Consider the following 25546-nt stretch of genomic DNA (forward strand, 5'->3'; position numbering starts at 1 on the left):
GGATGGGCGCGTGCCCATCGATAACAACTGGATCGAGAACCAGATCCGGCCGATTGCCATCGGCCGCAAGAACTGGCTCTTTGCCGGCTCGCTGCGCGCCGGCAAGCGGGCCGCGGCGATCATGAGCCTGATCCAGTCGGCGCGGCTCAATGGGCATGAGCCGTTCGCCTATCTGAAGGACGTCCTCACCCGTCTGCCGACGCAGCAGCAGAGTCGGATCGGGGAGTTGCTGCCGCATCGGTGGAGGCCGGATTCAGCCTGAGGCTCGGTCAAGAGGGGATCGCCGGGGGGTTACGATGGACGTTGTGGGGCGGGCAGCAAAGAGCATCATTCGGTCCCGCTCATCAGGCTTGGTTCGTGCTATTTCTGCGGTAATTCAAGACGGGAGGCGGCGTGTTGTTGTCATTAGGCGTCTGCTTCTCGTTTCGTGAGTCGGGGCGCTGCTGAGTAGGCGAAGGCCTTCCGGCATTGATTGTTGGGGTGCTCCAAATGAAAAAAACCGGCCATCGCCGGGGCCCCGAAGCGGCCCCGGCGATGGCCGGCCTGTCTGATTCGAGACGTATGCTCAGCCGACGATCATGCCGGCGCCGACCGTGTTATTGGTCGATTCGTCGATCAGGATGAACGCACCGGTAGCGCGGGAGTCGGTGTAGTTGTCGGCGAAGATCGGTTGTGCCAGCTTGAGGCTGAGCCGTGCGATGTCGTTCATGGACAGCGTGGAGGCCCCTTCGTTGGCCAGGGTGTTGATGTCCACGCGATGGGCGATGCCGGCGACCTTGGCTTTCACTTCGCGCGTCGTGTGACGCAGCCAGTAGGTGCGGGCGGGGGACAGCGGGGTTTCGGAGAGCCAGCAGACAATGGCCTCGACCTGCTTGGTCTGGGCCGGTACTTCGTCGCTATTGACGATCATGTCGCCACGGGAGATGTCGATCTCGTCTTCGAGCAGGAGGGTTACCGATTGCTCGTGGATGGCCTTGGGCAGGGATTCGCCGTAAAGCTGGATGTCCTTGACCTTGGTGGTGAGGCCGTTGGGCAACACGGTGACGCTGTCGCCCACCTTGATCTCGCCGGACTCGACGCGGCCCATGAAACCGCGGTAGTCGTGCAGCTCGGGGTCGTCGGAGGCCTGCGGGCGGCACACGTACTGGACCGGGAAGCGGAAGCTCTCGGCCTGTTCGGTGTGGGCGGCCGGAGCGGCTTCAAGGATCTCGATCATCGTCGGGCCGTCATACCAGTTCAGGCTTTCGCCACGATCCACGATCATGTCGCCGACCAGCGCCGACAGCGGGATGAAGCGCACGTCGGTGAGGCCGATCTGATCGGCGAAGGCCTTGTACTCGGCGACGATCTTGTCGTAGGTGGCATGGTCGTAATCCACGAGATCCATCTTGTTCACGGCGACCACCACGTGGGGGATGCCCACGAGCTTGGCCAGGTAGCTGTGACGACGGGTCTGGGTGAGCACGCCCTTGCGCGCGTCGATCAGGATGATCGCGACGTTGGCGGTGGATGCGGCGGTCACCATGTTGCGGGTGTACTGCTCGTGGCCCGGCGCGTCGGCGATGATGTACTTGCGGGTGCCGGTCGAGAAGTAGCGGTAGGCCACGTCGATGGTGATGCCCTGCTCGCGCTCGGCCTGCAGACCGTCGGTAAGCAGCGACAGATCGACTGCGGTCAGGCCGCGCTTGTTGGAGGTCTTCTCGATGGCGGTGAGGGTGTCGGCCAGGATGGCCTTGGTGTCGAACAGCAGGCGGCCGATCAGGGTGCTCTTGCCGTCATCGACGGAGCCGCAGGTGAGGAAGCGCAGCAGGCCGTTGTCGACGTCGGGCAGTTTTTCGGGTGCGGACATGGTTCTGTATTCCTTGGGTTCCGGGGCGTCGATCAGAAGTAGCCTTCCTTCTTGCGCTGCTCCATGGAGGCGTCGGAAGTCTGGTCGTCGAGGCGGGTGGCGCCGCGCTCGGTAATCGTGGTGGTGGCGGTTTCAACGACGATCTTCTCGACCGTGTCGGCAGCGGATTCGACCGGGGCGGTGCAGGAGATGTCGCCCACGGTGCGGAAGCGCACCTGCAGGTCGATGATCTCTTCGCCGGCCTTCGGCAGGTTGGTGAGCTCGCCGGTCATCAGTGGCACATTGACTGGGACGATGGCGCCCTGGCGCATCACCACCGGACGGGTGTGGGCGAAGTAGATCGACGGCAGCTCGAGCTGTTCGCGCTGGATGTATTGCCACACGTCCATCTCGGTCCAGTTGGAGATCGGGAAGGCGCGGATGTTCTCGCCCTTGTGGCTGCGGGCGTTGTAGAGGTTCCACAGCTCGGGGCGCTGGTTCTTCGGGTCCCATTGGCCGAACTCGTCGCGGAAGCTCATGATCCGCTCCTTGGCGCGGGCCTTTTCTTCGTCGCGACGGGCGCCGCCGATGCAGGCGTCGAAGCCGAACTCTTCGATGGCTTCGAGCAGGGTGACCGACTGATGCTTGTTGCGCGATTCGTTCTCGTGCTTGAGGACGACGGTGCCGCGCTTCATGGAATCCTCGACCGAGCGGACGATCAGGCGTTCGCCCAGCTCGGCGGCACGCTTGTCGCGGAATTCGACCACTTCACGGTAATTGTGGCCGGTGTCGATGTGCATCAGCGGGAAGGGGAACTTGCCCGGGCGGAAGGCCTTCTCGGCGAGCCGCAGCATGCAGATGGAGTCCTTGCCGCCGGAGAACAGCAGCACCGGATTGCTGCACTGGCCGGCCACCTCGCGCATGATGTGGATGGCTTCGGATTCGAGCCAGTCCAGGTGGCTCAGGGTTTGTTTGGTGAGCGTCGACATTGCTTTACTCGGTTGAGGGTTCGTGGGTGCGCGTCACTTCTTGACGTGCAGGCCGCATTCCTTGGATTCCGGATTCTCCCACCACCAGCGCCCGGCGCGCACGTCTTCGCCGATGGAAACCGGGCGGGTGCACGGCGCACAGCCGATGCTCGGGTAGAACTTGTCGTGGAGCTGGTTGTACGGCACCTGGTTGAGGCGGATGTAGGCCCAGACTTCCTTTTCGGTCCAGTCGGCGAGCGGGTTGAACTTGACGAGACCGTTGCCGGCGTCGAATTCGCGCTTGGGAAGGTCGGTGCGGGTGGTGGATTGCTGGGCACGCAGGCCGGTGATCCACGCCTGCTTGCCGGCGAGGGCGCGGCCGAGGGGCTCGACCTTGCGGGCTTGACAGCAGGCCTTGCGCAGCTCGACGCTGTCGTAGAAGGCGTTGATGCCGTTGTCGCGCGTGAAGGCTTCGATGGCGTCGTGGTTGGGATAGAAGAACTTGAGCTTGAGGCCGTAGTGCTGCTGCACCTTGGCCATCAGGTCGTAGGTTTCCAGCGGCAGGCGGCCGGTATCCAGCGAGAAGATCTCGATGGGCAGCTTGCCGATGCAGATGACGTCGGTGAGGACCATGTCCTCGGCGCCGAGGCTGTTGGCCATGGTGATGGCCGGCAGTTCGGCGGCCCAGGCGGCGAGATCAGCCTTGAGCTGGGCGACCTTGGCGTCGAGGCTGGCGATCAGCGTGGGATCGTCGAGCTTGGGGTTCTGGTTCGGATGCATGGCGTCTCCGGGCTCAGGCGGCGCGCTGGGCGCGGCGGAACAGCGGTTCCGGCTGGTCGATGGCGGCCTGGTAAGGGGTCGAGAAATCCTTCAGGCTGGCCAGGGCTTCTTCGAGCTGGGCGTCGGAGTACTTGCCGGCCTTGGGCTGGATCGCGTCGAAGCCGCAGCGTCGCATGAAGAAGAACTGGTCGCGCAGCACGTCGCCGATGGCGCGGATCTCGCCCTTGAAGCCGTGGCGGCTGCGCAGCAGCGCGGCGGCGGAGTAGGCACGACCGTCGGTGAACTTGGGGAAGTTGAGGGCGATGGCGGTGATGCCGTCGAGATCTTCGGCGAGCTCGTCCACGTTCTCGTGGCTGTCGAGCCACACGCCGACATCGGCGCGACCGGAGAGCTGGCCCTTGTGGGCCTGCCAGACGGCCAGCGGGACGAACAGCGGGCCTTCGGGCAGGGTGAGCGCCTCGGGCGCCTGGGTTTCGTCGAGGACGAGGATCTGGGCCGCGTCGTCGACGAGCTGGCCGTTCTTGATGAGCTTAGGCATTGTGCTTCCTTTCCTTGACGGCGGCTTCGCCATACACGCCGAGCTTGAACGGGTCGAGGCCGATGCGGCGGACAGTTTCGATGAAGCGCTCGCCCGACTGGCGCTGGGCCAGGTAGACGTCGATGATCCGGGCAATGACATCGGGCATTTCGGCGGCGGCGAAGGAGCGGCCGATCACTTTGCCGATGCTGGTGGCGTTGCCCTGGCTGCCGCCGAGGCTGACCTGGTACCACTCCTCGCCGTTCTTGTCGACGCCGAGGATGCCGATGTGGCCGACGTGGTGATGGCCGCAGGAGTTCATGCAGCCGGAGATGTTGAGCTCGATGTCGCCGATGTCGTAGAGGTAGTCGAGGTCGTCGAAGCGGGCCTGGACGGCGTTGGCGATGGGGATCGACTTGGCGTTGGCGAGGGCGCAGAAATCGCCGCCCGGGCAGCAGATGATGTCGGTCAGGAGGCCGAAGGTCGGCGTGGCGAGGCCGGCGGCGCGGGCCTTCTCCCAGACCGCGAACAGCGCCGACTGTGGCACGTCGGCCAGCACGAGGTTCTGCTCGTGGGTGGCGCGGACTTCACCGAAGCTGTAGGCGTCGGCCAGTTCGGCGACGAGGTCGAGCTGTTCGGCGGTCACGTCGCCAGGGGCGCGCTTCGGGTCCTTCAGGGACAGCACCACGATGGCGTAGCCGGGCACCTTGTGGGCCAGCACGTTGCGGCGGGCCCAGGCGGCGAAGGCCGGGTTGGCGCTGCGCTGGGCGGCGTAGCCGGCGTCCTCGGCGGGCAGGCTTTCGTAGGCCGGGGTGGTGAAGTGGCCGGCGACGCGGGCGACTTCGGCTTCGGTGAGGGTGTTCGGGCCGTTCTTGCCGAATTCCCACTCCGCTTCCACTTGACGCTTGAACTCGGCGATGCCGAGCGCCTTCACGAGGATCTTGATGCGTGCCTTGTAGAGGTTGTCGCGGCGGCCGTAGCGGTTGTAGACGCGCAGGATCGCTTCGCAGTAGGTGATGATGTGCTGCCACGGCACGAAATCGGTGATCTCCTCGCCGATGATCGGGGTGCGGCCCAGGCCGCCACCCACCAGCACGCGGAAGCCGATCTCGCCGGCGGCGTCGCGCTTGAGCTCGAGGCCGATGTCGTGGCACTGGATGACGGCGCGGTCTTCGTTCGCGCCATTCACGGCGATCTTGAACTTGCGCGGCAGGAAGGCGAACTCGGGGTGGAAGGTGCTCCACTGGCGCAGCACCTCGCACCACGGGCGCGGGTCGATGTATTCGTCGCCGGCGACGCCCGCGAAGGGGTCGGAGGTGATGTTGCGGATGCACGCGCCGGAGGTCTGGATGGCGTGCATCTGCACGGTGGCGAGCTCGGCGAGGATCTCCGGCACCACCTTCAGTTCGGGCCAGTTGAACTGGAAGTTCTGGCGCGTGGTGACGTGGGTATAGCCGCGGTCGTAGGTGCGCGCGATGTGGGCGAGCTTGCGGATCTGGGCGGTGGACAGCAGGCCGTAGGGCACCGCGATGCGCAGCATCGGAGCGTGGCGCTGGATGTACAGGCCGTTCTGCAGGCGCAGCGGGCGGAACTCGTCGTCGGTCAGCTCGCCGGCCAGATAGCGGCGGGTCTGGTCGCGGAACTGGGCGACGCGTTCGTCGACGATCTGCTGGTCGTAGGGGTCGTAACGGTACATGGTTTTCTTGTCCTGGTTGTCAGGTGGCGGTCATGCCTTGTCAGGCCGCAATCAACTTGCTGCCGACCAAGACCAGCATGGTTGCCAGAATCGGACGCAGCACCCGGTCGGGCACCCGGGTGGAAACATGGCTCCCCAGCCAGATGCCGGGCAGGGAGCCGATCAGCAGGCTGCCCAGCAGCGACCAGTCGACGCTGCCGAGAAACCAGTGGCCGATGCCGGCGACCAGGGTCAGCGGCACGGCGTGGGCGATGTCGCTACCGACGATGCGCAGCGTCGGCAGGCGCGGGTACAGGAAGAACAGGGCGCTGACGCCCAGGGCGCCGGCGCCCACCGAAGAGATCGACACCAGCACGCCGAGCACCGCGCCGGTGGCGACGGTGAGCTGGGCGGTGCGGCGCGGGTTCTCGACGCCCTTGGAGCGCTTCAGCGCGAAATCCTGGATCTTCTTGCGGAAGATGATCGCCACCGCGGTCAGCAGCAGGGCCACGCCGAGGGCAACCTTGATGAGGCTGGTCGCGCCGCCGATGCCGCCGGGGGCGAAGTGGCCGAGGACGAGCAGCGTCAGCGCCGAGGCCGGTATGCTACCGGAGGCGAGGCGACGGGTCACGGCCCAGTCGACGGTGCCCTTGAGGCCGTGGGCGAGGGTGCCGCCGGCCTTGGTGACGGCGGCGTAGAGCAGATCGGTGCCGACCGCCACCGACGCGGGAATGCCGAACAGCAGCACGAGCAGCGGGGTCATCAGCGAGCCGCCGCCCACCCCGGTGAGGCCGACGATGGCGCCGACCGAAAAGCCGGCGACGGTGTAAGCAATATCCATGAGAAGAACCAACCTGCCCCAAATCTTGTGCGGCGCATCGTAATCCCGGAGGTTAGAGGGAAGAAGTCGGTTTGGGTTAAACTTTAAGAACAAAAAGTTATATAGGTTGGAGCCGGAGCGAAAGATGAACATCCAGCAGCTGCGTTACGTGTTCGAGGTGGCGCGTCACGGCCTCAACGTGTCGGAGGCGTCGGAGGCGCTGTTCACGTCTCAGCCGGGCGTCTCGAAGCAGATCCGCCTGCTCGAGGAAGAACTCGGCGTGGAGATTTTCGTGCGCCACGGCAAGCGCCTGGTGGCGATTACCGAGCCGGGCCGGCAGGTGCTGGCGATCGCCGAGCGGATGCTGCTGGACGTGGACAACCTGCGCCAGGTGGGCGCCGAGTTCAGCAACGAGGCCAGCGGCAGCCTGTCCATCGCCACGACCCACACCCAGGCCCGCTACGCGCTGCCGCCGGTGATCCGTGCCTTCATGACGCGCTATCCCAACGTGCGCCTGTCGCTGCACCAGGGCAACCCGCGGCAGGTGTGCGAGTACGTGCTGTCGGGCGAGGCGGACATCGCCATCGCCACCGAGGCCATCGCCGAGGAGCACGAGCTGGTGATGCTGCCCTGCTACCAGTGGAACCGCTGCGTGATCGCGCCGGTGCGGCATCCCATCCTGAGCACCCAGCCGCTGACGCTGGAAGCCATCGCCCGGCACCCGATCATCACCTACGACTTCGCCTTCACCGGGCGCAACCAGATCAACAAGGCTTTCATGGGGCGCGGCCTCAAGCCCAACGTGGTGCTCACCGCCATCGACTCGGACATCATCAAGACTTACGTCGGCATGGGGCTGGGGATCGGCATCCTGGCGAAGATGGCATTCGACCCGGCCACCGACAGGGAATTGGGCATGCTCGACGCAGCGCACCTGTTCGAGTCGAGCACGACGCGGATCGGCGTGCGTCGCAACGCCTGGTTGCGGGGCTACGTCTATGCCTTCATCGAACTGTTCGCTCCGCACCTGTCGCGGCGGGTCGTCGATGTGGCGCTCGCCGGCGGGGGTGAAGACCCGGGCCTGTGAGCGCCGCCGGGACGCGGCCCGGCGGCGGTGTCATGCCGTCAATGGCGACGGCGCAGGAGCGCGGCGCCGAGCAAGCCGCAGGCCGCCAGACTCAGGGGCGACGGCTCGGGGATCGACGTCATCGCCTCGCCGGCGAGCAGGAACACGTCGCCGAAGCCGCCGCTGTCGCAGTTGAGGGTTTCGCCGCCGTCGCTCAGGTAGCCCTGGCCGTTGCCCCTGGCGCTGCCACCAAAGCAGCCGAACAGCAGGCGTACCGAAACGGTGTCGTAGCCGGCCTGGATGTCGTCCTCGAGCCGGGCGTTGAGTTCGGGCAGGAAGGCGAGGAACTCGGTGTTCTCGGTGCCCTGGGAGTTGTCGATGGTCTCGCGCAGCGGCCCGGTGATCGCGGTGCCGGCCGGGCAGGAGCCGCCGGCGTTCTTCTGGGTGACGTACTGATAGACGCAGATCGTCCCCGAGACGGCCTCGAAGTCGGTGGAGGCTGGCGCCGACAGGAAATGCTTGTCGGTGGAAAAGTCGGCGTAGGACTGCCCGTTGTAACGGCGGGCCTCGTAGTTGATGTCGGCCAGCGTGCCGTCGGTGTCGCGGACGGTGATGAGCCCCCAGTAATCCACCGAGGTGGCCGCCGACTGGGGCTGGTTGTAGTCGAAGCCGATCATCAGCTCGCGGCGCACGCCGTTGGTGGTGAGCGCGTCGCGCAGCCAGACGGCGCTGACGTCCCAGGTGCCGATGTTGTCGGCACCCGTCGCCAGGCTGTTGTTGGCTGGATCGGCCATGTTGCCGGCGCTCATCGTGCTGCCGTCGGCCCGCCCGGTGGCGAGGAAGTTGTCGCTGCCGCGGTTGGTCTTGAAGCCGTTCTCGACCTGACTGCCGTTGCTGACGGGTGGATTGCTCGGTGCAGTGTCGGCGTTGTCCAGGGCGGCGGTGCCACCGCCCTGGATCAGGACCGACTCCTTGAGCAGCCCCTGAGACGATTGCAGCACGTAACCGCCGCTGTCGGTGGTGGTGTTCTGGGCGAGGCCGGCGATGTAGTTGAGCATCGGTGCCGAGCAACTGAGCAGATCGCCGAAGCTCGCGCAGGCCGGCGAACGCTTGTCGATGGCCGGGCCCGCGTAAATCGCGAGCGGAGCCGCGCCGGCGCCAGGTGATAAAAATGCCGAAACAATGGTTGCTACGGCCACGATCTTGTTTTTGCTGATTTTCATTTTTCGCCTCCAGATGACAAGCGGTAATTACGAAAATTTCAATCAAGACACCAAAATTGACGCATAGGCCGTGCCGGTTTTGTTAATTTTGTGATAAGGCATTGGCTGTGCGGTGCTTTCTTGGAGCCGAAAACCGTTCTGCGTAGCGGGTTTTGGTATGGGCTGTAAAGAAAACCGACAGTGCCGCGCTGTGATGGTCGTGAAGTAAGTCGCGGTTTTCGCGTTTCGGTGGCCCGGTTGTTTCGAAATCCTTCCATTTCGAATGGCGGCGGCCGTTTATGAGAGACTTGCCCCTCCACCGCCGTCCGTCCCGTCCGCCATGCAATCCCTCACCACTTTTGCCGCGCTGCTGCTGGCCTCCGTCGTCTTCGTGCCCTTCTTCAAGCGCGCCGGGCTGGGCACGGTGCTGGGCTACCTGGCGGTGGGGATGCTGATCGGCCCGTTCGGGGTGAAGCTGGTACGCGATCCCGACAACCTGATGCACACCGCCGAGCTGGGCGTGGTGCTGCTGCTGTTCGTGATCGGGCTGGAGCTCAAGCCCTCGCGCCTGTGGGCGTTGCGCCAGTCGGTGTTCGGATTGGGGGCGCTGCAGCTGTTCGGGGTGGCGGCGGCGCTGGCGGCAGGCGGGTTGTACCTGGGCATGTCGCTGTCGGCGGCGGCGGTGGTGGGGATCATCCTGGCCCTGTCGTCCACGGCCTTCGTGCTGCCGACCCTGGCCGAGCGGCGCGAGCTGGCCACCCGTTACGGTCGCGAGGCCTTCGCGATCCTGCTGTTCCAGGATTTGTCGGTGATTCCGCTGCTCGCCCTGATTCCGCTGTTCGGGACCGGCAAACCCACCGCACTGACCCATCCGGCGGTTGGCCTTGGTCTGCTGGTGGGGGTGGCGGTGGTGGGACGGCCGCTGCTCAACGTGCTGTTCCGCCACGTGGCGCGGGTCAACAGCCGCGAGATGTTCACCGCCGCCGCGCTGGTCACGGTGCTGGGCCTCGCCTTGCTGATGCAGGCGGGTGGCCTGTCCATGTCGCTGGGGGCTTTCGTGGCGGGGGTGCTGCTGGCGGATTCGGAGTTCCGTCACGAGCTGGAGGCGTCGATCGCGCCTTTTCAGGGCTTGCTGCTGGGTCTGTTCTTCATGGCGGTGGGGATGTCCACCAACCTCGGCCTGCTGGTGAAATTTCCGTGGCAGATCGTCGAGCTGACCGCCGGGCTGGTGCTCATCAAGATCGTGGTGCTGTACGCCCTGCGCCGGCTCGTCGGCGGCGAGAAGGGCGGGGCGCGGATGCTGGCGCTGGCGCTGGCGCAGGGCGGCGAGTTCGCGTTCGTGCTGTTCGACGCGGCGCAGTCGTTCAAGCTGCTGGGCGAGGTGCAGGCCGACAAGCTGACCCTGGTGGTGGCCTTGTCGATGGCGATCTCGCCGCTGCTCCTGTCGATCGGCGACCGCCTCGACCGCCGCGAGAAGGCGCGGACGCCGGAGCGGCCGTTCGACGCGATGCCGGCCGAGGCGAGCGACGTGGTGATCGCCGGTTTCGGACGCGTGGGGCAGGTGGTCGGCCGCCTGCTGCTGGCGCGGGGCATCCGCTTCACGGCGCTGGATGCGGATGCCGGCCAGGTGGACGAGGTGCGCAAGTTCGGTCTCAAGGTGTTCTACGGCGACGCGGGCCAGCTCGATCTGCTGCATGCGGCCCAGCTCGACCAGGCCAAGGTCTTCGTGCTGGCGATCGACGACGTGGAGGCGTCGCTGCGCACCGCCGAGCTGGTGAAGAAGCACTTCCCCCACGTGCAGATCGTTGCGCGGGCGCGTAACCGCTTCCACGCCAGCCGCCTGATCGGCCTGGGCATCGAGCGGCAGATTCGCGAGGCGTTGCCGTCCAGCCTGGAGATGGCCCGCTGGACGTTGGAGCTGCTCCACGAGCCGCCGGCGCTGGTCGAGCAGATGGTGACCCGCTTTGCCCGCCACGACGCCGACGTGCTGGCGCGTCAGCAGGCCATCGACCACGACGAGGGAAAGCTGATCCAGTCGTCCAAGGAGGCCCGCGAGGAGCTGGCGGAAATCCTCGAGGAGGCCCGTGCGGCCTTCGTCAAGAAAGCCCGCGCCGCCAAGGCGGCGAAGAACGCCCAGAAGCCCGGCCCGGCCTGAGCGGCGGGCGGGTCAGGCGTCGGACGGCAGGGCGCGGCCGCAGGCCAGGGCGAGCATCAGCGCGATGCGCGCCTTGGGGGGCGGCAGGCTGCCGGCGGTGAGCCAGCCTTCGCCGTCGTCGTCGGCGTTGGCGTTGCGCACCACGGGACCGGTGCACCGGCTCGCCCGCACGATCTTCACCCCCGCGTCGGCGGCTCGGCGCAGTGCCGGCAGCCACGCCGAGGGCACGCTGCCGTGGCCGGTGAGGGCCAGCACGAGGCCGTGGGCACCATCGGCGACGCAGGCGTCGATCAGCGCGGCCGGCGCGCCGGCGTAGCCGGGCAGGATGTCCACCCGCGGCAGGGCTGCGGCGGCGAGGTCGGCAAAGCGGCCGTCGGGCTGCCCGTCGTGCCAGTCGAGAGTGGATTCGAAGGCAGCGAGCCCCGTGGTGTGGGCTTTCACCAGATGGCGGGCGGCGTGGAGGGTGGCGTTCATCACCGCCAGCACGCCCTTGTTACGTGCCTCGGGGCTGGCGGCGAGACGTACCGCGGCGAGCAGGTTGGCGGGGCCGTCGGCCTGCGGGTGGTCGGCCGGACGCATGGCGCCGGTGAGCACCACCGGCTTGCCGGCAGGCACGGTGAGGTGCAGGAAGTAGGCGGTCTCTTCCAGCGTGTCGGTGCCGTGGAGGATCACCACCCCGTCCACCGTCGGATCGGCCAGGGCACGGCGCACGGCGGCGAGGATCGCAAGCCAGCCGTCGGATGTCATGTCCTTGCTGTCGATGGCCAGCACCTGTTCGGCCGACAGGTCGAAAGCGGCCAGGTCGGGCGCGGCGGCGAGCAGCGCGCCCACCGGACGCACGCCGGCGCGGTAGCGGGTGCCGCCGGCCGTCGGGTCGGCCTCGCCGGCGATGGTGCCGCCGGTGGCGAGGAGGTGGATCATCCGCGCGGCGTCAGGGCTGCAGGATCTTGGCGAGGCACTGCCGGGCCCGCTCCGAGCGCGGCGCGGCGAAGAACGCGTCCTTTGTGTCGTCCTCGACGATCTGGCCCTTGTCCATGAAGATCACCCGGTTGGCCACCTTGCGGGCGAAGCCCATCTCGTGGGTGACGCACATCATCGTCATGCCTTCCTGGGCCAGCTCGACCATCACGTCGAGCACTTCGTTGATCATTTCCGGATCGAGGGCCGAGGTGGGCTCGTCGAACAGCATGCAGATCGGGTCCATCGACAGGGCGCGGGCGATCGCCACGCGCTGCTGCTGGCCGCCCGAGAGCTGGCCGGGAAACTTGTCGGCGTGGGCCTTCAGGCCAACCCGCTCGAGCAGCCCGAGGCCCTTGGCGCGGGCTTCGTCCTTGCCGCGGCCGAGCACCTTTTCCTGGGCGATGGTGAGGTTCTCGGTGATGCTCATGTGCGGGAACAGCTCGAAATGCTGGAACACCATGCCGACGCGGCTGCGCAGCCGGGGCAGGTTGGTCTTCGGGTCGCCCACCGAGATGCCGTCCACGTGAATGGTGCCCGCCTGAAAAGGCTCGAGGCCATTGACGCACTTGATGAGCGTCGACTTGCCCGAACCGGACGGGCCGCACACCACCACCACCTCGCCCTTGGCGACCCGGGTGCTGCAGTCGGTGAGCACCTGGAAGCTGCCGTAGTGTTTGGAAACCTTGTCGATGGTGATCATTCTCAATCCTCAGGCTACGGCCATCCGCTTCTGCAGCCAGCGCACCAGTTGCGACAGGGAGAAGCACAGCACGAAATACACGGCTCCGGCAAAGAGCAGGAGCTCCACCAGTCGGCCGTCGCGGTCGCCCACCTTGTAGGCGGCGCCAAAGAAGTCGGCCAGCGCCGAGACATAGACCAGCGAGGTGTCCTGGAACAGCACGATGGCCTGAGTCAGCAGCAGCGGCACCATGTTGCGGAAGGCCTGGGGCAGCACCACCAGGCGCATCGCCTGGGCGTAGCTCATGCCCAGCGCCGACGCGGCGGCGACCTGGCCGCGGGGCACGCTCTGGATGCCGGCGCGGATGATTTCCGAGTAATACGCCGACTCGAACAGCGCGAAGCCCACCATCGCCGAGGCGAGGCGCACGTCGGTGCCCGGGTCGAGGTTGAAGAAGCCCTTGAGCAGCTGCGGCACGATCAGGAAGAACCACAGCAGCACCATCACCAGTGGAATCGCCCGGAACAGGTTCACGTAGCCCGCCGCCAGCCACGCCAGCCAGCGGATCGAGCCGAGGCGCAGCATCGCCAGCAGGGTGCCCCAGACGATGCCGACGACCACCGCGGTGACGGTGATCTCCAGCGAGACCTTCATGCCCTCCCACAGGAAGGGCAGGGCGCCGGGGATCGACGACCAGTCGAAATCGTAGTTCATGGTGTATGCCTCGCTGTCCGCCGCCTCACTTGCCGCCGATATAGCCGGGCACCCGGGTCCTGGTCTCGACGACGCGCATCAGTGCCATCACCACCACGTTGATGACGAGGTAGAGCAGCGTCACCGCGATGAAGGATTCGTAGGGCTGGGCGGTGTAATCGACGAGCTGGCGGCCCTGGGCGGCCAGTTCGAGCAGGCCGATGGTCGAGCACACCGCGGAGTTCTTGAAGATGTTGAGGAATTCCGACGTGAGCGGCGGCACCACCAGGCGGAAGGCCATCGGCAGCAGCACGTGGCGGTAGGTTTGCGGCAGCGTGAAGCCCAGTGCGAGGCCGGCGTTCTTCTGGCCGCGGGGCAGGGCGTTGATGCCGGCGCGCACTTGCTCGCAGACCCGGGCGCTGGTGAAGAAGCCCAGGCACACCATCGCCGACACGAACTGTTGGGTGACCGGGTCGAGCCGTTGCTTGAAGGCGTCGCCGAGCCCGAACGGCAGCAGCTCGGGCAGCACGAAATACCAGATGAACAGCTGCACCAGCAGCGGAACGTTGCGGAACAGCTCGACGTAGCCGGCGGCCAGCACCGACAGCCCCTTGTGGGGCGCGGTGCGCAGCACCCCCATCAGGCTGCCGAGCACCAGGGCGATGACCCAGGCCGACAGGGACAGCAGCACGGTGGTCTGCAGCCCGGCGAGCATCCAGCCCAGATAGGTGGTGTCGCCGGTGGGCACCGGGCTGTTGAAGATGCTCCAGTTCCAGTTGTAGTGCATGGCGGACTCGGAAGTGACGAGGGGCGAAGGGACCGGGCCGGGAAGGCGGGGCGGCAGGGCGCCGTACCGCTTCCCCGAGCCGGGGATGCCCGTGGCGCGGGGCCTGGCTTCGAACGCTTATTCGAAGGGCCTGTCGTTGGGCGCCTTGAAGAGCTTCTGCATCGAATCGGAGAGCGGGAAGTTGAGGTTCAGGCCCTTGGGCGGGATGGGCTGGGTGAACCACTTCTTGTAGATGGCTTCGGCCTCGCCGGAGGTCATGGTCCTGGCGATGGCGGCATCGACCACTTTCTTGAAGCCTGGATCATCCTTGCGCATCATGCAGCCGTAGGCCTCGAAGCTCTGGGGCGTGCCGACGACGGCCCAGTCGGCGGGGCGCTTGGCCTTCGCCAGCTCACCGTAGAGCAGGGCGTCGTCCATCATGAAGGCGACGGCACGGCCGGTCTCGAGGGTGAGGAAGGCTTCGCCGTGGTCCTTGGCGGAGATGATGTTCATGCCGAGCTTCTTCTCCTCGTTCATCTTGCGGATCAGGCGCTCGGAGGTGGTGCCGGCGGTGGTCACCACGTTCTTCCCGGCCAGGTCGGGGAAATCCTTGATGCCGGAATCCTTCTTGGTCATCAGGCGGGTGCCAATGATGAAGATGGTGTTCGAGAAGGCGACCTGCCGGGCGCGTTCGGCGTTGTGGGTGGTCGAGCCGCACTCGATGTCGATGGTGCCGTTCTGCACCAGCGGGATGCGGTTCTGCGAGGTGACGGGGGTCAGCTTGACGGCCAGGGACGAGAGCTTGAGGTCGGCCTTCACTGCGTCCACGACCTTCAGCATCAGCTCCTGGCTGTAGCCTACGACCTGCTGCTTGTCGTCGTAGTACGAGAACGGAATCGACGATTCCCGGTGACCGAGGGCGATGGTGCCGCTGTCCTTGATTTTTTTGAGGGTCGGCGATTCCTGGGCCAGGGCCGGCTGGGCGAGCAGGGCCGCGGCGGTGGCGGCGAAGGCGAGGGTGCTGAGGCGGGTCATGGGCTTTCCTCCAGTTCGGGATCGAGGGTTCGACAGGCTCCTTCGCGGCGATTGTAGCCGCAGCCGGCGCCGGCTGTGGAACGGCGTTGCGGCGCTCAGGGCCGTGGGGCGGCGGGCTCGGCCACGAAGCGCGCCACCGGCACGCCGTCGGTCAGCAGTTCGAGGGTCTGGCCGGTCTGAATGCGATGGGTGGCGCGGGCGAGGGCGCGCAGGAAGTCGGCCTCGTCCTGCGGCGCGGCGCAGGCCATGCGGGTGGTGGCGAGGGGCAGGACGCTGAAGCCGCTGGCGCCCCAGCTGCGGTATTCACCGCCGAAGCGGTTGCAGCCGGTGGTGCCGGCGATACGCCGGTGGGCCGCGTCGAGACGCAGCGTGGGGGGCGGGCGGCCCGTGTCGGTGGCGACGGGGCGCCCGTCGAGCTCGCTCAGCCGCCAGGCGGTTTCGCCGTCGGATTCGCGGCGCATCGGCTGGATCAGCGGCGAATCGATGCGCTGGCCGTGGATGTCGAGGAGGCGCAGGCTGTCATCCGCGTCGAGGGCGAGGTAGCGCCGGCCGGTGGGGGCGTCGAGGCGCAGGCGGTCTCGTCGGTCCCGTTGCCAGTGGCCGGTTTCACGCAGGTGCTGGTCGGGGCCGCCTTTGGGTTGCAGGTAAGTCAGGTCGAGGACGAAGCGCCCGTCGGGGCGCAATTCGAGGCGCTGGGCGATGCCCGGGCAATCGGCGCAGGGCAGGGTGCCCTGCCAGTGGGCGGGGAGCGGGCCCAGGCCCGCTGCGGCAGCGGTGCCGCTCGCCAGCGCGCCGAGCAGGAGGGCACGGCGGATCATGCGGCCACCACCCGGGCGTGGATCGCCTTGAGGTCGGCTTCGTCGAGGGTTTCGCGGACGAGCAGCGCGCGGGCGGTGTCCTCCAGCACGGTGCGGCGTTCGGTGAGGATCGCCAGGCTGCGGGCAAAGGCCCCGGCGACGATGTCGCGCACCGCGCAGTCGATCTCGCGGGCGGTTTCCTCGGAGTAGCTGCGTTCCTGGGGGGCGGCCGCGGGCTGGCCGAGGAAGTTGGACTTCTCGGTGTCGTAGGCGACGTTGCCGAGCTTCGCGTCCATGCCAAAGCGCATCACGATGGAGCGGGCGATGCCGGTGACCTTCTGGAGATCGTCGGCGGCGCCGGTGGAGACTTCGCCGAAGATGATCTGCTCGGCGGCGCGACCACCCAGCAGCACCGCCATCTTGTTCTCGAGTTCGGCGCGGGTCATCAGGAAGCGGTCTTCGGTGGGGCGCTGGATCGTGTAGCCCAGCGCGCCGACGCCCCGCGGGATGATGCTGATCTTGTGCACCGGGTCGGTGCCGGGCAGGCCCATCGCCACCAGCGCATGGCCCATCTCGTGGTAGGCGACGACGGTGCGTTCGTGCTCGTTGAGCACCCGGTTCTTCTTTTCGAGACCGGCGACGATGCGCTCGACGGCGACGGTGAAGTCGTTCAGGGTCACCGCGTCGCCGTTGCGGCGGGTGGCCACCAGCGCGGCCTCGTTGCACAGGTTGGCCAGGTCGGCGCCGGAGAAGCCCGGGGTGAGCGCGGCGACCTTCTCGGCGTCGACATCAGGGGAGAGGGTGATCTTCTTCATGTGCACCGCGAGGATCGCGATGCGGCCTTTCTTGTCGGGGCGGTCGACCAGCACCTGGCGGTCGAAGCGGCCGGCGCGCAGCAGCGCGGGGTCGAGCACCTCCGGACGGTTGGTGGCGGCCAGCAGCACCAGGCCGGAGGACGAATCGAAGCCGTCCAGCTCCACCAGCAGCTGGTTGAGGGTCTGTTCCTTCTCGTCGTGCCCGCCCATGCCCCCAAAGGCGCCGCGGGCGCGGCCCATGGCATCGAGCTCGTCGATGAAGATGATCGCCGGGGCCTTGGCGCGGGCCTGCTCGAAAAGGTCGCGGACCCGCGCGGCGCCGACGCCGACGAACATCTCGACGAACTCGGAACCGGAAATCGAGAAGAACGGCACCCCAGCCTCGCCGGCCACGGCCTTGGCGAGCAGCGTCTTGCCGGTGCCCGGCGGGCCGACCAGCAGCACGCCCTTGGGCACGCGTCCGCCGAGGCGGCCGTAGGATTTTGGATCTTTCAGGAAGCCGACGACTTCCTTCAGCTCGTCCTTGGCTTCATCGACACCGGCCACGTCGTCGAAGGTCACGCCGGTGTTGGCCTCCACGTAGACCTTGGCCTTGCTCTTGCCGAGGTTCATGAAGCCGCCACCCATGCCCTGCTTGCCGCCGAAGCGCTTCATCGCGAACAGCCAGATCCCGACGAAGATTACCGCCGGCAGCACCCAGCCGACGATGTCCTTGAGCAGGGTGTTTTCGACCACGCCGGTGAACTTGACGTCGTACTGGCCGAGCTCCTTGGCCAGCGCCGGGTCGACGCGGGTGGTGACGAACTTCTGGCGGCCGTCCTGCAGGGGCGTCTTGAGGGTGCCCTGAATGGTGTTGTCGGCGATCGCGATCTCGGTCACCTCGCCGGCCTTCACGAGCCGCTGGAATTCGCTGTAGGGCAGCGGCTCCACGGTGCGCATCTGCACCCACAGATCGTGCAGGGTGAATACCGCGAAGAGCGCGAAGACGAAATACCAGATGCTGAACTGTGTTTTCTTTTCCATGGCGGGGCGAGGGCGGGCAAACGTCTTTTAGATGGGGCCGGAAGGCCGTGGTTCAAGGCGAGGCCCTTCCGGTCGGCGTGCGCAGGCGCAAAAAAAGGCACCGCGAGGGTGCCTTTTTTGTGCAGCGGGTGGCGGCGACTCAGCGGTTGCCGCCGCCGTTGTTGCCGCTGTTGCCGCCACCGCGGGGGCCGAACAGCGCGGCCTTGCCATCGCCCGGCCGGCGGCCGGTGAGGGTGACGGCCGGGCGTCGGGCTTCGTCCAGCGCCGCCGGAGTGCCGCGGTTCGGGTTGCCGCCCTTGTTGCCGTTGCCGTGCCGATGGCCGCCCATGCGGGCTTCCGGGTCGCGGTATTCGTTGCGGGCGCGCGGCTGGTAGTCGATGCGGTTGCCGAAATCGTCGTCCTTCGGCTGACCGCCGCCGGATTTGCGGGGCGCGCGCGCCTCCTGCTGGCCACGGTTCTGGCCCTGAGCGTGCCCCTGGGGCTTGGCGCTGCGCTGGCCGCCGGTACCCTGCTTGGGGCCCTGGCCTTGTTGCTTCTGCCCCTGCTGGGGCTTGGACTGCCCTTGGACCTGAGCCTGCCCTTGCCCCTTCGGCTTGGCCTGGCGCTGGCCGTCGCCCTGCTTCTGACCGCCGCCCTGGCCCTGGCGGTCGCCGCGCGGGCCCTGGCGCTGCCCCTGGGGCTGGCGCGGCTCGCGGGGCGGACGCTCGTCGGATTCGGCGGGGGCGGCGGACGGCACGAAATCGGGCACCTCGACCTTGTCGATGAGGCGCTTGATGAGGCGCTCGATGTCCTTCAGCAACGGCAGTTCGTCCCGGTCCACCAGTGACACGGCGGCACCGGTGGCGCCCGCGCGGCCGGTGCGACCGATGCGGTGGACGTAGTCCTCGGGCACGTTGGGCAGCTCGAAGTTCACCACCTGCGGAAGCTGGTCGATGTCGAGGCCGCGGGCGGCGATGTCGGTGGCGACCAGCACCTGCAGCTTGGCGTCCTTGAAGTCGGCCAGGGCGCGGGTACGGGCCGACTGGCTCTTGTTGCCGTGGATGGCGGCAGAGGGGATGCCGTGCTTGCCGAGGTATTCGGCGAGCTTGTTGGCGCCGTGCTTGGTGCGCGTGAACACCAGCACCTGGAACCACTGGTGCTTCTTGATGAGGTGCGCCAGCAGCTCGCGCTTCTGCTTCTGCGGGCACAGGTGCACCGACTGCTGGACGAGCTCGGAGGCGGTGTTGCGACGGGCCACTTCGACGTAGCCCGGGTTGTGCAGCAGGCCGTCGGCCAGGGCTTTGATCTCGTCGGAGAAGGTGGCCGAGAACAGCAGGTTCTGGCGCTGCTTGGGCAGCAGGGCGAGGATCTTCTTGATGTCGCGGATGAAGCCCATGTCGAGCATGCGGTCGGCTTCGTCCAGCACCAGGATCTCGACGCCGGAGAGGTCGATGGTGCCCTGGGTGTTGTGGTCGAGCAGGCGGCCGGGGGTGGCGACGAGGATGTCGATGCGTTTCTTGAGCTTGGTGATCTGCGGGTTGATGGCGACGCCGCCGAACATCACCATCGAGGTGAGCGGCAGGTGCTTGCCGTAGGTCTGCACCGATTCCTCGACCTGCGCGGCGAGCTCACGCGTCGGCGTCAGGATCAGGCAGCGCGGGCGGCCGGCCTTCTGGTTGTGGGCGTGCTCTTCCGACAGGATGTGCAGGATCGGCAGGGTGAAGCCGGCGGTCTTGCCGGTGCCGGTCTGGGCGGCGGCCATCAGGTCGCCGCCGGCGAGGACCAGCGGAATCGCCTGGGCCTGGATCGGGGTCGGGGTGGTGTAGCCGGTTTCGGCGATGGCTTGCTGGATGGGTGCGCTCAGTGCGAGATCGGCAAAGCCGACCGCGACCGCCGCCGGTGCGGCGGAGTGGGCTTGATTCATTGGATTGTGTGCTCCTGCGACGGCCTGACCGCTTCAGCAAAGCGGCACCAATCGGGGCGGACGCAACGAGATTTCGTGATCGCGGCGGATCGGACGAAACAGATGATGAAAGGCCGGTACGCTGATTGGCTGGCGCACGGTCGGCGGATTGTACGGCTTTGGCGCGGGTTGTGTTGACTTTTTTGAATTGTCGACTGCGCGGCCCGGTGTCCTCGGGCCGCGCAGTCGACGGGCGGGCTCAGGCCGGCAGGTGGTCGTCGAAGACCCGGTTCCAGAGGGCGCGCACGCCCGCCGCCCGCTCGGCGACCAGTTCGGGATCGACCCGCGAGGGCTGGTTGTTGAGGCGCAGGCCGTGCTGCAGGCGGCGGTATTCGCGGTAGCTGTCGGCGGCGACGGCGGCCTGGTCGACGGGGATCAGGCCGAGTTCGCCGGCCATCCCGAGCAGCGCGATGTTGCCCAGGTTGCCGGTGAGGCTGGTGTGGTCGTGGGCGTGGCCGAGGACGAGGTACTGGACGATGAACTCCACGTCCACCAGTCCGCCGCGGTCGTGCTTGAGGTCGAACAGCGCGGTCTTGTTGGGATGGCCGTCGAACATGCGCAGGCGCATCGCCATGACCTCGTCCCTCAGCTTGGCGAGATCGCGCCGCTGGCGCAGCACCTCGACGCGGATCGCCTCGAACTTGCGGCCGATCTCCGGATCGCCGGCGCAGAAGCGGGCGCGGGTGAGGGCCTGGTGTTCCCACACCCAGGCGTTCTCGAGCTGGTACTGGCGGAAGGCGTCCAGCGACACCACCATCAGCCCCGCGTCGCCGTTGGGGCGCAGGCGCAGGTCGGTCTCGAAGAGCTGGCCGGCGGGCGTCTGGGTGGATAGCCAGGTGTTGGTGCGCTGACCCAGGCGGGTGTAGACCTCGGCGGCTTCGGGGGCGTCGTCGTCGTGGACGAAGACCATGTCCAGGTCGGAGGCGTAGCCGAGTTCCTTGCCGCCCAGCTTGCCGTAGGCGAGCACGGCGAAGCGCGGGGCGTCCCGGTGGCGGTTCTTGATCTTGCGCCAGCAGCAGGTGACCGCGAGGTCGACCATGATGTCGGCCAGCGCCGAGAGGAAGTCGGCATGGCGCTCGACGGTGAGCTTGCCGGCGATGTCCTTGGTGAGCAGGCGGAACACCTGGGCGTGGTGCTGCTCGCGCATCAGGTCCATCTGGCGTTCCATGTCGGGCTCGATGTCGTCGAGCTGGCGGGCGAGTTCGGTGCGGAAGGCGGGCAGGTCGAGGTCTTCCTCGAGCATCCGCGGGTCGATGGCCTCGTCGAGGAGGATCGGGTGGCGGTTGAGGAACTGCGCCGCCCACGCCGAGGCGCCGACCAGCTCGGCGATCTTGTGCACGGTCTGCGGGTACTGCTGCAGCAGGGCGAGATACGAGCCGCGCCGGCTGATGGCGTCGAGCAGGTCGAGCAGGCGCTCGAAGGTGGCGTTGGGGCTGGGCGTTTCGGCGGCGGCCTCGACGACGCGGGGAATCAGCGGGTCGAAGCGCTGCTTGATCGACGGCGGCATCTGCTGGTAGCGATTGCCGCTGCGCAGGGTGGCGAGGCGGCGGGCGGCGGCGCCCGCATCGGGGTAGCCGAGGCGCTGGAATTCGTCGGTGCAGCGCGTCTCGTCGCAGGCGGCGGCCCACAGGTCGTCGAGGTCGTGGCCGGCCTCATTGGGGTCGCCGAAGACGCCGTTGAAGTGGCGGCCGACCGCCTCGCGGTGCACGTCGAGGGCGGCGAGCAGCGCGTCGTAGCCGTCGAAGCCCATCGCGCGGGCGATGATGTGCTGGTCGTCCGGGGTTGTGGGCAGGTTGTGGGTCTGGGCGTCGTCGAGGTATTGCAGGCGGTGCTCGACGCGGCGCAGGAAATCGTAGGCGTCGGCGAGCTCGCGCCGCGCCTCGGCGGTGATGATGCCGCGCTCGGCGAGGCGTTCGAGCACCCGCAGGGTCGGCTTGATCTGCAGCTGGGTGTCGCGGCCGCCGCGGATGAGCTGGAACACCTGGGCCAGGAACTCGATCTCGCGGATGCCGCCGGGGCCGAGCTTGACGTTGTTGGCCATGTCCTTGCGCGCCACCTCGCGACGGATCTGGGCGTGCAGGTCGCGCATCGCGTTGATGGCGCCGAAGTCGAGGTACTTGCGGAAGATGAACGGCCGCGCGATGGCGGCCAGTTCGTCGCCGCGGATGCCGGTCATCACCCGCGCCTTGATCCAGGCGTAGCGCTCCCATTCGCGGCCCTGGGTGATGAAGTAGTTTTCGAGCATGTCGAAGCTCGCCACCAGCGGGCCGGAGTCGCCGTTGGGGCGCAGGCGCATGTCGACGCGGAACACCTGGCCGTCGCCGGTCATGTCGTTGAGGGCCTGGATGATGCCGCGCCCGAGCTTGGTGAAGAACTCGAAGTTGTCGATGACCTTGGGGCCGGCAGTGTCGCCGTCCTCGGGGTAGACGTAGATCAGGTCGATGTCGGACGAGACGTTGAGTTCGCGCCCGCCGAGCTTGCCCATGCCGATGATGATGAACTCCTGCTCCCGGCCGTCGGCCGACAGGGGGACGCCGTGGCGGGTGACGAGCTGCTCGCGCAGGATGTCGTGGGCGGTCTCGACGGCCACGTCGGCGAGCAGGGTCATGGTTTCGGTGACTTCGGCCAGATCGGCCAGGCGGGCGATGTCGCGCACCAGCACGTGGCAGATGACCCAGGCGCGCAGCTTGCGCAGCACCGGCTTGAGGGTGTTGTCGTCCACCTTCTCGGTGCGCAGGAAGTCGCGCATCGCGCCGGCGTCGAGGCGCGCGCCGATGCTGGCGGACAGGCGCGCCGCGAGCCAGCTGCGGCTGTCGAGCTGACGACGCAGGAAGCGCGAGCAGGCAAGGGCTTCCTGGATGGGCGGGGGCGGGGCGGCGGCGGGATCTTTGGGCTGTTCGGACATGGCAGGGGCCGATTGGTAGAATGAGCAATTGTTTATGTTCGCCCCGAGTTATGTCTGCCGGACTGATTTTCGTCAAGCCTGATGCCGGATGCGTCGCATCGCGGCACGCGGCCGTCCGCGTGTCGGGCGTTTTTTGCGGCGGCCCGCCGCTGCCGGCGTGACCCAGCGACGCTTCTCCCTACCGGCGCTGCTGCACCTGCCGCGCTGGTGCGTGCGTCGCCTCGCGCTGACGGCGCTGGTGGCGTATTTCGTCGGCGGGCTGCTGTTCCTCGGCGTGCGCCATGGCGTGCTGCCCAACGTGCCGGCCTACCGTGGCGAGGTGGCCGAGTTGCTGTCCCGCTCCCTCGGGCGCCCGGTGGACATCGCCCGTCTGTCGGCCGACTGGCGCGGCCTGCACCCCACCTTCCGGATCGACGGGCTGACCATCCACGACGCCGCCGGCGCGCCGGCCCTGACCCTCGACCACGTCGAGGCCGAGCCGGCCTGGATCTCGCTGCTGCTGATGCGCCTGCGCCTCAACCGGCTGGAGATCGACTCCCCCGACCTGGCAATCCGCCGCCTCGCCGATGGCCGTCTCTTCGTCGCCGGGCTGGCGGTCGAGACCGACGGCGAGGGGGGCGGCTTTGCCGAGTGGCTGCTCGACCAGCGCCGCATCGTGATCCGCAACGCCCGCCTGGAGTGGACCGACGCCCTGCGCGGCGCCGATCCGCTGGCCCTGGAAAAGCTCGAGTTCCGCCTCGAGAACAGCGGCAGTCACCACCGTTTCGGCCTCACCGCCCAGCCGCCGACGCGCCTCGCGGCGACCCTCGACGTGCGCGGCGACCTGCGCGGGCGCGATCCCGCCCGCCTCGCCGAGTGGCGCGGCGAGCTCTACGCGGGGCTCGACTACGCCGATCTGGGGGCCTGGCGCCAATGGGTCGATTACCCCTTGCCGCTGGCCGGCGCGGGCGGCGTGCGCGCCTGGCTCGAACTGGCCGAGGGCCGGCTGGCGGGCGTCACCGCCGATTTCGCGGTGCGCGACGGCCGCGTGAAGTTTGCCGACAACCTGGCCGAGATTCCCCTGACCGTGGCCTCCGGCCGCCTGCGCTACCGCGACGAGGCCGGCGTCACCGAGGCCAGCGGGCGCCAGCTCGCCCTGCAGACCGACGACGGGATGCGCCTCGCGCCCACCGACTTCTTCCTGCGCCTGCACGGCAAGACCGCCACGGCGCCGGCCCGCGGCGAATTCCTCGCCAATCGCCTCGATCTGGGCGTGCTGTCGCGGCTGGCCGGGCGGTTGCCCTTCGACCCGGCCTTCCGCGAGCGGCTCGCCGAGATCGCGCCGGTGGGCGATGTGGCGCCCCTCAACGTCAAGTGGAGCGCCGAAGCCGGCCGGCTGGTGGCGTATTCGGTGGACGCCCGCTTCGCGCGCCTGGGCATCGAGCCGGTGGGCGCGTGGCCGGGCTTTTCGGGCCTGTCCGGGCGGGTCGAGGGCAATGAGAAGGGCGGGCGCTTCAGCCTGACCGGCAAGGACGCCTCGGTCGAGCTGCCGCAGATCTTCCCGCAGCCGCGCCTGGCGCTGGCCGAGCTGGCCGCGGAAGGCAGCTGGCGCCATCCCGACGGGCTGCTCGAAGTCAACCTCGCCAGTGCCAGCTTCGCCAACCGCGATACCCGCGGCAGCGCCGCCGGGCGCTACCGGGCGCGGCGCGACACGCCCGGCGAGATCGACCTGCAGGCGCGCCTTTCCGAGGCCGACGCGCGGGCGGTGTGGCGCTACATGCCGGCGGTGGTCGGCAAGGAAGCCCGTGACTGGTTGCAGCACAGCCTCACCGGCGGCAAGGCGCAGGACGCGCGACTGGTGCTCAAGGGCGATCTGGCGAAGTTTCCGTTCCGCAATCCGAAGGACGGCACGTTCCGGGTCACCGCGCGGGTCGCCGACGGCCAGCTCGACTACGCGCCGGGCTGGCCGAAGATCGAGGGCGTCTCCGGCGACCTGCTCTTCGAGGGCGCCGGCATGGTGGTCAAGGCCCAGCGCGGCCGCATCTTCGGCGCCGAGCTGAAGGACGTGACCGCCATGCTGCCCGACTTCGAGACCGACAACACACTCGCCGTGCGCGGCAGCGCCCACGGCCCGACCCAGGAGTTCCTGCGTTTCATCGCCAGGAGCCCGGTGGCCGACAGCATCAATCATTTCACCGATCCCTTCCGCGTCGAGGGCAACGGCAGCCTCGACCTGCAGCTCACCCTGCCCCTGCACAAGCTGGCCGATTCCCGGGTGAAGGGTGAGTACCAGTTTGCGCGCAACCGCCTGCAGGTCGATCCGGCGCTGCCGGCCTTCCTCGACGCGGGCGGGCACGTGGGCTTCACCGAGAGCCAGCTGAGCGTGAAGAACGGTGTCGCCCGGGTTTTCGGCGACGCGGTGACGGTGAGCGGCGGCACCCGCCCGGACGGCAGCGTGCTGCTCAACGCCCAGGGCAACCTGAGCGTCGCCGCCCTGCGCCAGGAGCTCGATCTGCCGTTGCTCGACCACCTGTCGGGCAGCGCCGCCTGGAAGGGCGCGGTGAATGTGCCCAAACGCGGCGGCGTCGAGTTCGTGCTCGACAGCACCCTGCAGGGCGTCACCTCCAGCCTGCCCGATCCGCTCAACAAGTCGGCGGCGGCGAGTCTGCCCTTCCGGTTCGAGATCGCCGTGCCGCCCGGCTCGGGCGCCGTCACCGGCGACGTGATGAAGCTCTCCGCCGGGTCGATCTTCCAGGCCCAGTTCCAGCGCCGCCACGAGGCGGGCGGCAAGGTCGTCATCAGCCGCGGTGGCATCGCGCTGAACACGCCGGTGCGCCTGGCCGACAAGGGCGTGCTGGTCGCCGCCAACGCCGACCGGCTCGATGCCGACGCCTGGCGCAAGGCCCTCGCCGGCGGCGCCGAGCGACGCGCCCGCCCGGCC

General features: G+C 68.0%; 20 protein-coding genes. 4 read left to right on the forward strand and 16 right to left on the reverse strand.

The genetic code is table 11. The features are described 5' to 3' along the window. A partial coding sequence (locus ACE3P2_RS05960; protein ID WP_374262113.1) for a transposase domain-containing protein occupies positions 1–262 on the forward strand: 262 nt, incomplete at its 5' end. A gap of 303 nt (positions 263–565) precedes the next feature. Here the strand turns inward: ACE3P2_RS05960 and cysN are convergent. Genes cysN through ACE3P2_RS05990 form a run of 6 tightly spaced genes read right to left on the reverse strand, consistent with a single transcriptional unit; the run spans position 566 to position 6609 of the window. Beyond that, positions 566–1849, reverse strand: coding sequence for a sulfate adenylyltransferase subunit CysN (cysN, locus tag ACE3P2_RS05965; RefSeq protein ID WP_374262116.1), 1284 nt, complete (start codon positions 1847–1849; stop codon positions 566–568). A gap of 32 nt (positions 1850–1881) precedes the next feature. Then, positions 1882–2817: a sulfate adenylyltransferase subunit CysD gene (cysD, locus tag ACE3P2_RS05970; protein ID WP_374262119.1), complete on the reverse strand. Its 936-nt coding sequence runs from the start codon at positions 2815–2817 to the stop codon at positions 1882–1884. 33 nt (positions 2818–2850) lie between these two features. After that, positions 2851–3576 carry a phosphoadenylyl-sulfate reductase gene (locus ACE3P2_RS05975; RefSeq protein WP_374262121.1) on the reverse strand — a complete coding sequence of 242 codons (726 nt, stop codon included), beginning with the start codon at positions 3574–3576 and terminating at the stop codon, positions 2851–2853. Between the two features lie 13 nt (positions 3577–3589). Next, entirely contained in the window at positions 3590–4114 is a 525-nt protein-coding gene (locus ACE3P2_RS05980) for a DUF934 domain-containing protein (protein ID WP_374262124.1), read from the reverse strand. After that, complete coding sequence (locus ACE3P2_RS05985; protein WP_374262126.1) at positions 4107–5789, reverse strand: nitrite/sulfite reductase; 1683 nt, start codon at positions 5787–5789, stop codon at positions 4107–4109. The genes ACE3P2_RS05980 and ACE3P2_RS05985 overlap by 8 nt, the downstream gene beginning before the upstream one ends. Before the next feature lie 40 nt (positions 5790–5829). After that, a complete protein-coding gene (locus ACE3P2_RS05990; protein WP_374262128.1) occupies positions 5830–6609 on the reverse strand; it encodes a sulfite exporter TauE/SafE family protein in 780 nt (259 codons plus the stop codon). Between the two features lie 124 nt (positions 6610–6733). Here ACE3P2_RS05990 and cysB point away from each other — a divergent pair, with 124 nt between their 5' ends. Then, entirely contained in the window at positions 6734–7675 is a 942-nt protein-coding gene (cysB, locus tag ACE3P2_RS05995; RefSeq protein ID WP_374262130.1) for an HTH-type transcriptional regulator CysB, read from the forward strand. Positions 7676–7713: 38 nt separating this feature from the next. On the opposite strand, the gene ACE3P2_RS06000 is transcribed toward cysB, so the two are convergent. After that, positions 7714–8877, reverse strand: a complete 1164-nt coding sequence (locus ACE3P2_RS06000) for a hypothetical protein (protein ID WP_374262133.1) — start codon at positions 8875–8877, stop codon at positions 7714–7716. A 319-nt stretch (positions 8878–9196) separates the two neighbouring features. Between ACE3P2_RS06000 and ACE3P2_RS06005 the strand changes: the two genes are divergently transcribed. Continuing rightward, on the forward strand, positions 9197–11011 hold the full coding sequence (locus ACE3P2_RS06005) for a monovalent cation:proton antiporter-2 (CPA2) family protein (protein WP_374262135.1): 1815 nt from the start codon (positions 9197–9199) through the stop codon (positions 11009–11011). Positions 11012–11023: 12 nt separating this feature from the next. On the opposite strand, the gene ACE3P2_RS06010 is transcribed toward ACE3P2_RS06005, so the two are convergent. From ACE3P2_RS06010 to glnE, 9 genes are all read right to left on the reverse strand, one after another. Then, positions 11024–11932, reverse strand: coding sequence for an asparaginase (locus ACE3P2_RS06010; protein ID WP_374262137.1), 909 nt, complete (start codon positions 11930–11932; stop codon positions 11024–11026). Between the two features lie 10 nt (positions 11933–11942). After that, positions 11943–12671 carry an amino acid ABC transporter ATP-binding protein gene (locus tag ACE3P2_RS06015; RefSeq protein ID WP_374262140.1) on the reverse strand — a complete coding sequence of 243 codons (729 nt, stop codon included), beginning with the start codon at positions 12669–12671 and terminating at the stop codon, positions 11943–11945. Positions 12672–12680: 9 nt separating this feature from the next. Continuing rightward, positions 12681–13364 carry a glutamate/aspartate ABC transporter permease GltK gene (gltK, locus tag ACE3P2_RS06020; protein WP_374262142.1) on the reverse strand — a complete coding sequence of 228 codons (684 nt, stop codon included), beginning with the start codon at positions 13362–13364 and terminating at the stop codon, positions 12681–12683. A gap of 25 nt (positions 13365–13389) precedes the next feature. Next, entirely contained in the window at positions 13390–14130 is a 741-nt protein-coding gene (locus tag ACE3P2_RS06025) for an amino acid ABC transporter permease (RefSeq protein ID WP_374262145.1), read from the reverse strand. Between the two features lie 117 nt (positions 14131–14247). Next, entirely contained in the window at positions 14248–15144 is an 897-nt protein-coding gene (locus tag ACE3P2_RS06030; protein ID WP_374262148.1) for a glutamate/aspartate ABC transporter substrate-binding protein, read from the reverse strand. Positions 15145–15239: 95 nt separating this feature from the next. Then, positions 15240–15962 carry a copper resistance protein NlpE N-terminal domain-containing protein gene (locus ACE3P2_RS06035; RefSeq protein ID WP_374262151.1) on the reverse strand — a complete coding sequence of 241 codons (723 nt, stop codon included), beginning with the start codon at positions 15960–15962 and terminating at the stop codon, positions 15240–15242. Continuing rightward, positions 15959–17779 (reverse strand): ATP-dependent zinc metalloprotease FtsH, encoded by a 1821-nt coding sequence (gene ftsH, locus ACE3P2_RS06040; protein ID WP_374262153.1) that lies wholly within the window; start codon positions 17777–17779, stop codon positions 15959–15961. Before ftsH ends, ACE3P2_RS06035 begins: the two co-directional genes overlap by 4 nt. Before the next feature lie 139 nt (positions 17780–17918). Further along, positions 17919–19682 (reverse strand): DEAD/DEAH box helicase, encoded by a 1764-nt coding sequence (locus ACE3P2_RS06045; protein ID WP_374262156.1) that lies wholly within the window; start codon positions 19680–19682, stop codon positions 17919–17921. A gap of 238 nt (positions 19683–19920) precedes the next feature. Then, a complete protein-coding gene (gene glnE, locus ACE3P2_RS06050; protein ID WP_374262158.1) occupies positions 19921–22626 on the reverse strand; it encodes a bifunctional [glutamate--ammonia ligase]-adenylyl-L-tyrosine phosphorylase/[glutamate--ammonia-ligase] adenylyltransferase in 2706 nt (901 codons plus the stop codon). A gap of 157 nt (positions 22627–22783) precedes the next feature. On the opposite strand from glnE, the gene ACE3P2_RS06055 reads away from it, so the two are divergent. After that, positions 22784–25546 (forward strand): YhdP family protein (locus tag ACE3P2_RS06055; RefSeq protein WP_374262161.1); only part of this gene is annotated, 2763 nt, incomplete at its 3' end.

Origin of the sequence: Zoogloea sp., from assembly GCF_041911615.1 — a bacterium.
Taxonomy (GTDB): domain Bacteria; phylum Pseudomonadota; class Gammaproteobacteria; order Burkholderiales; family Rhodocyclaceae; genus Zoogloea.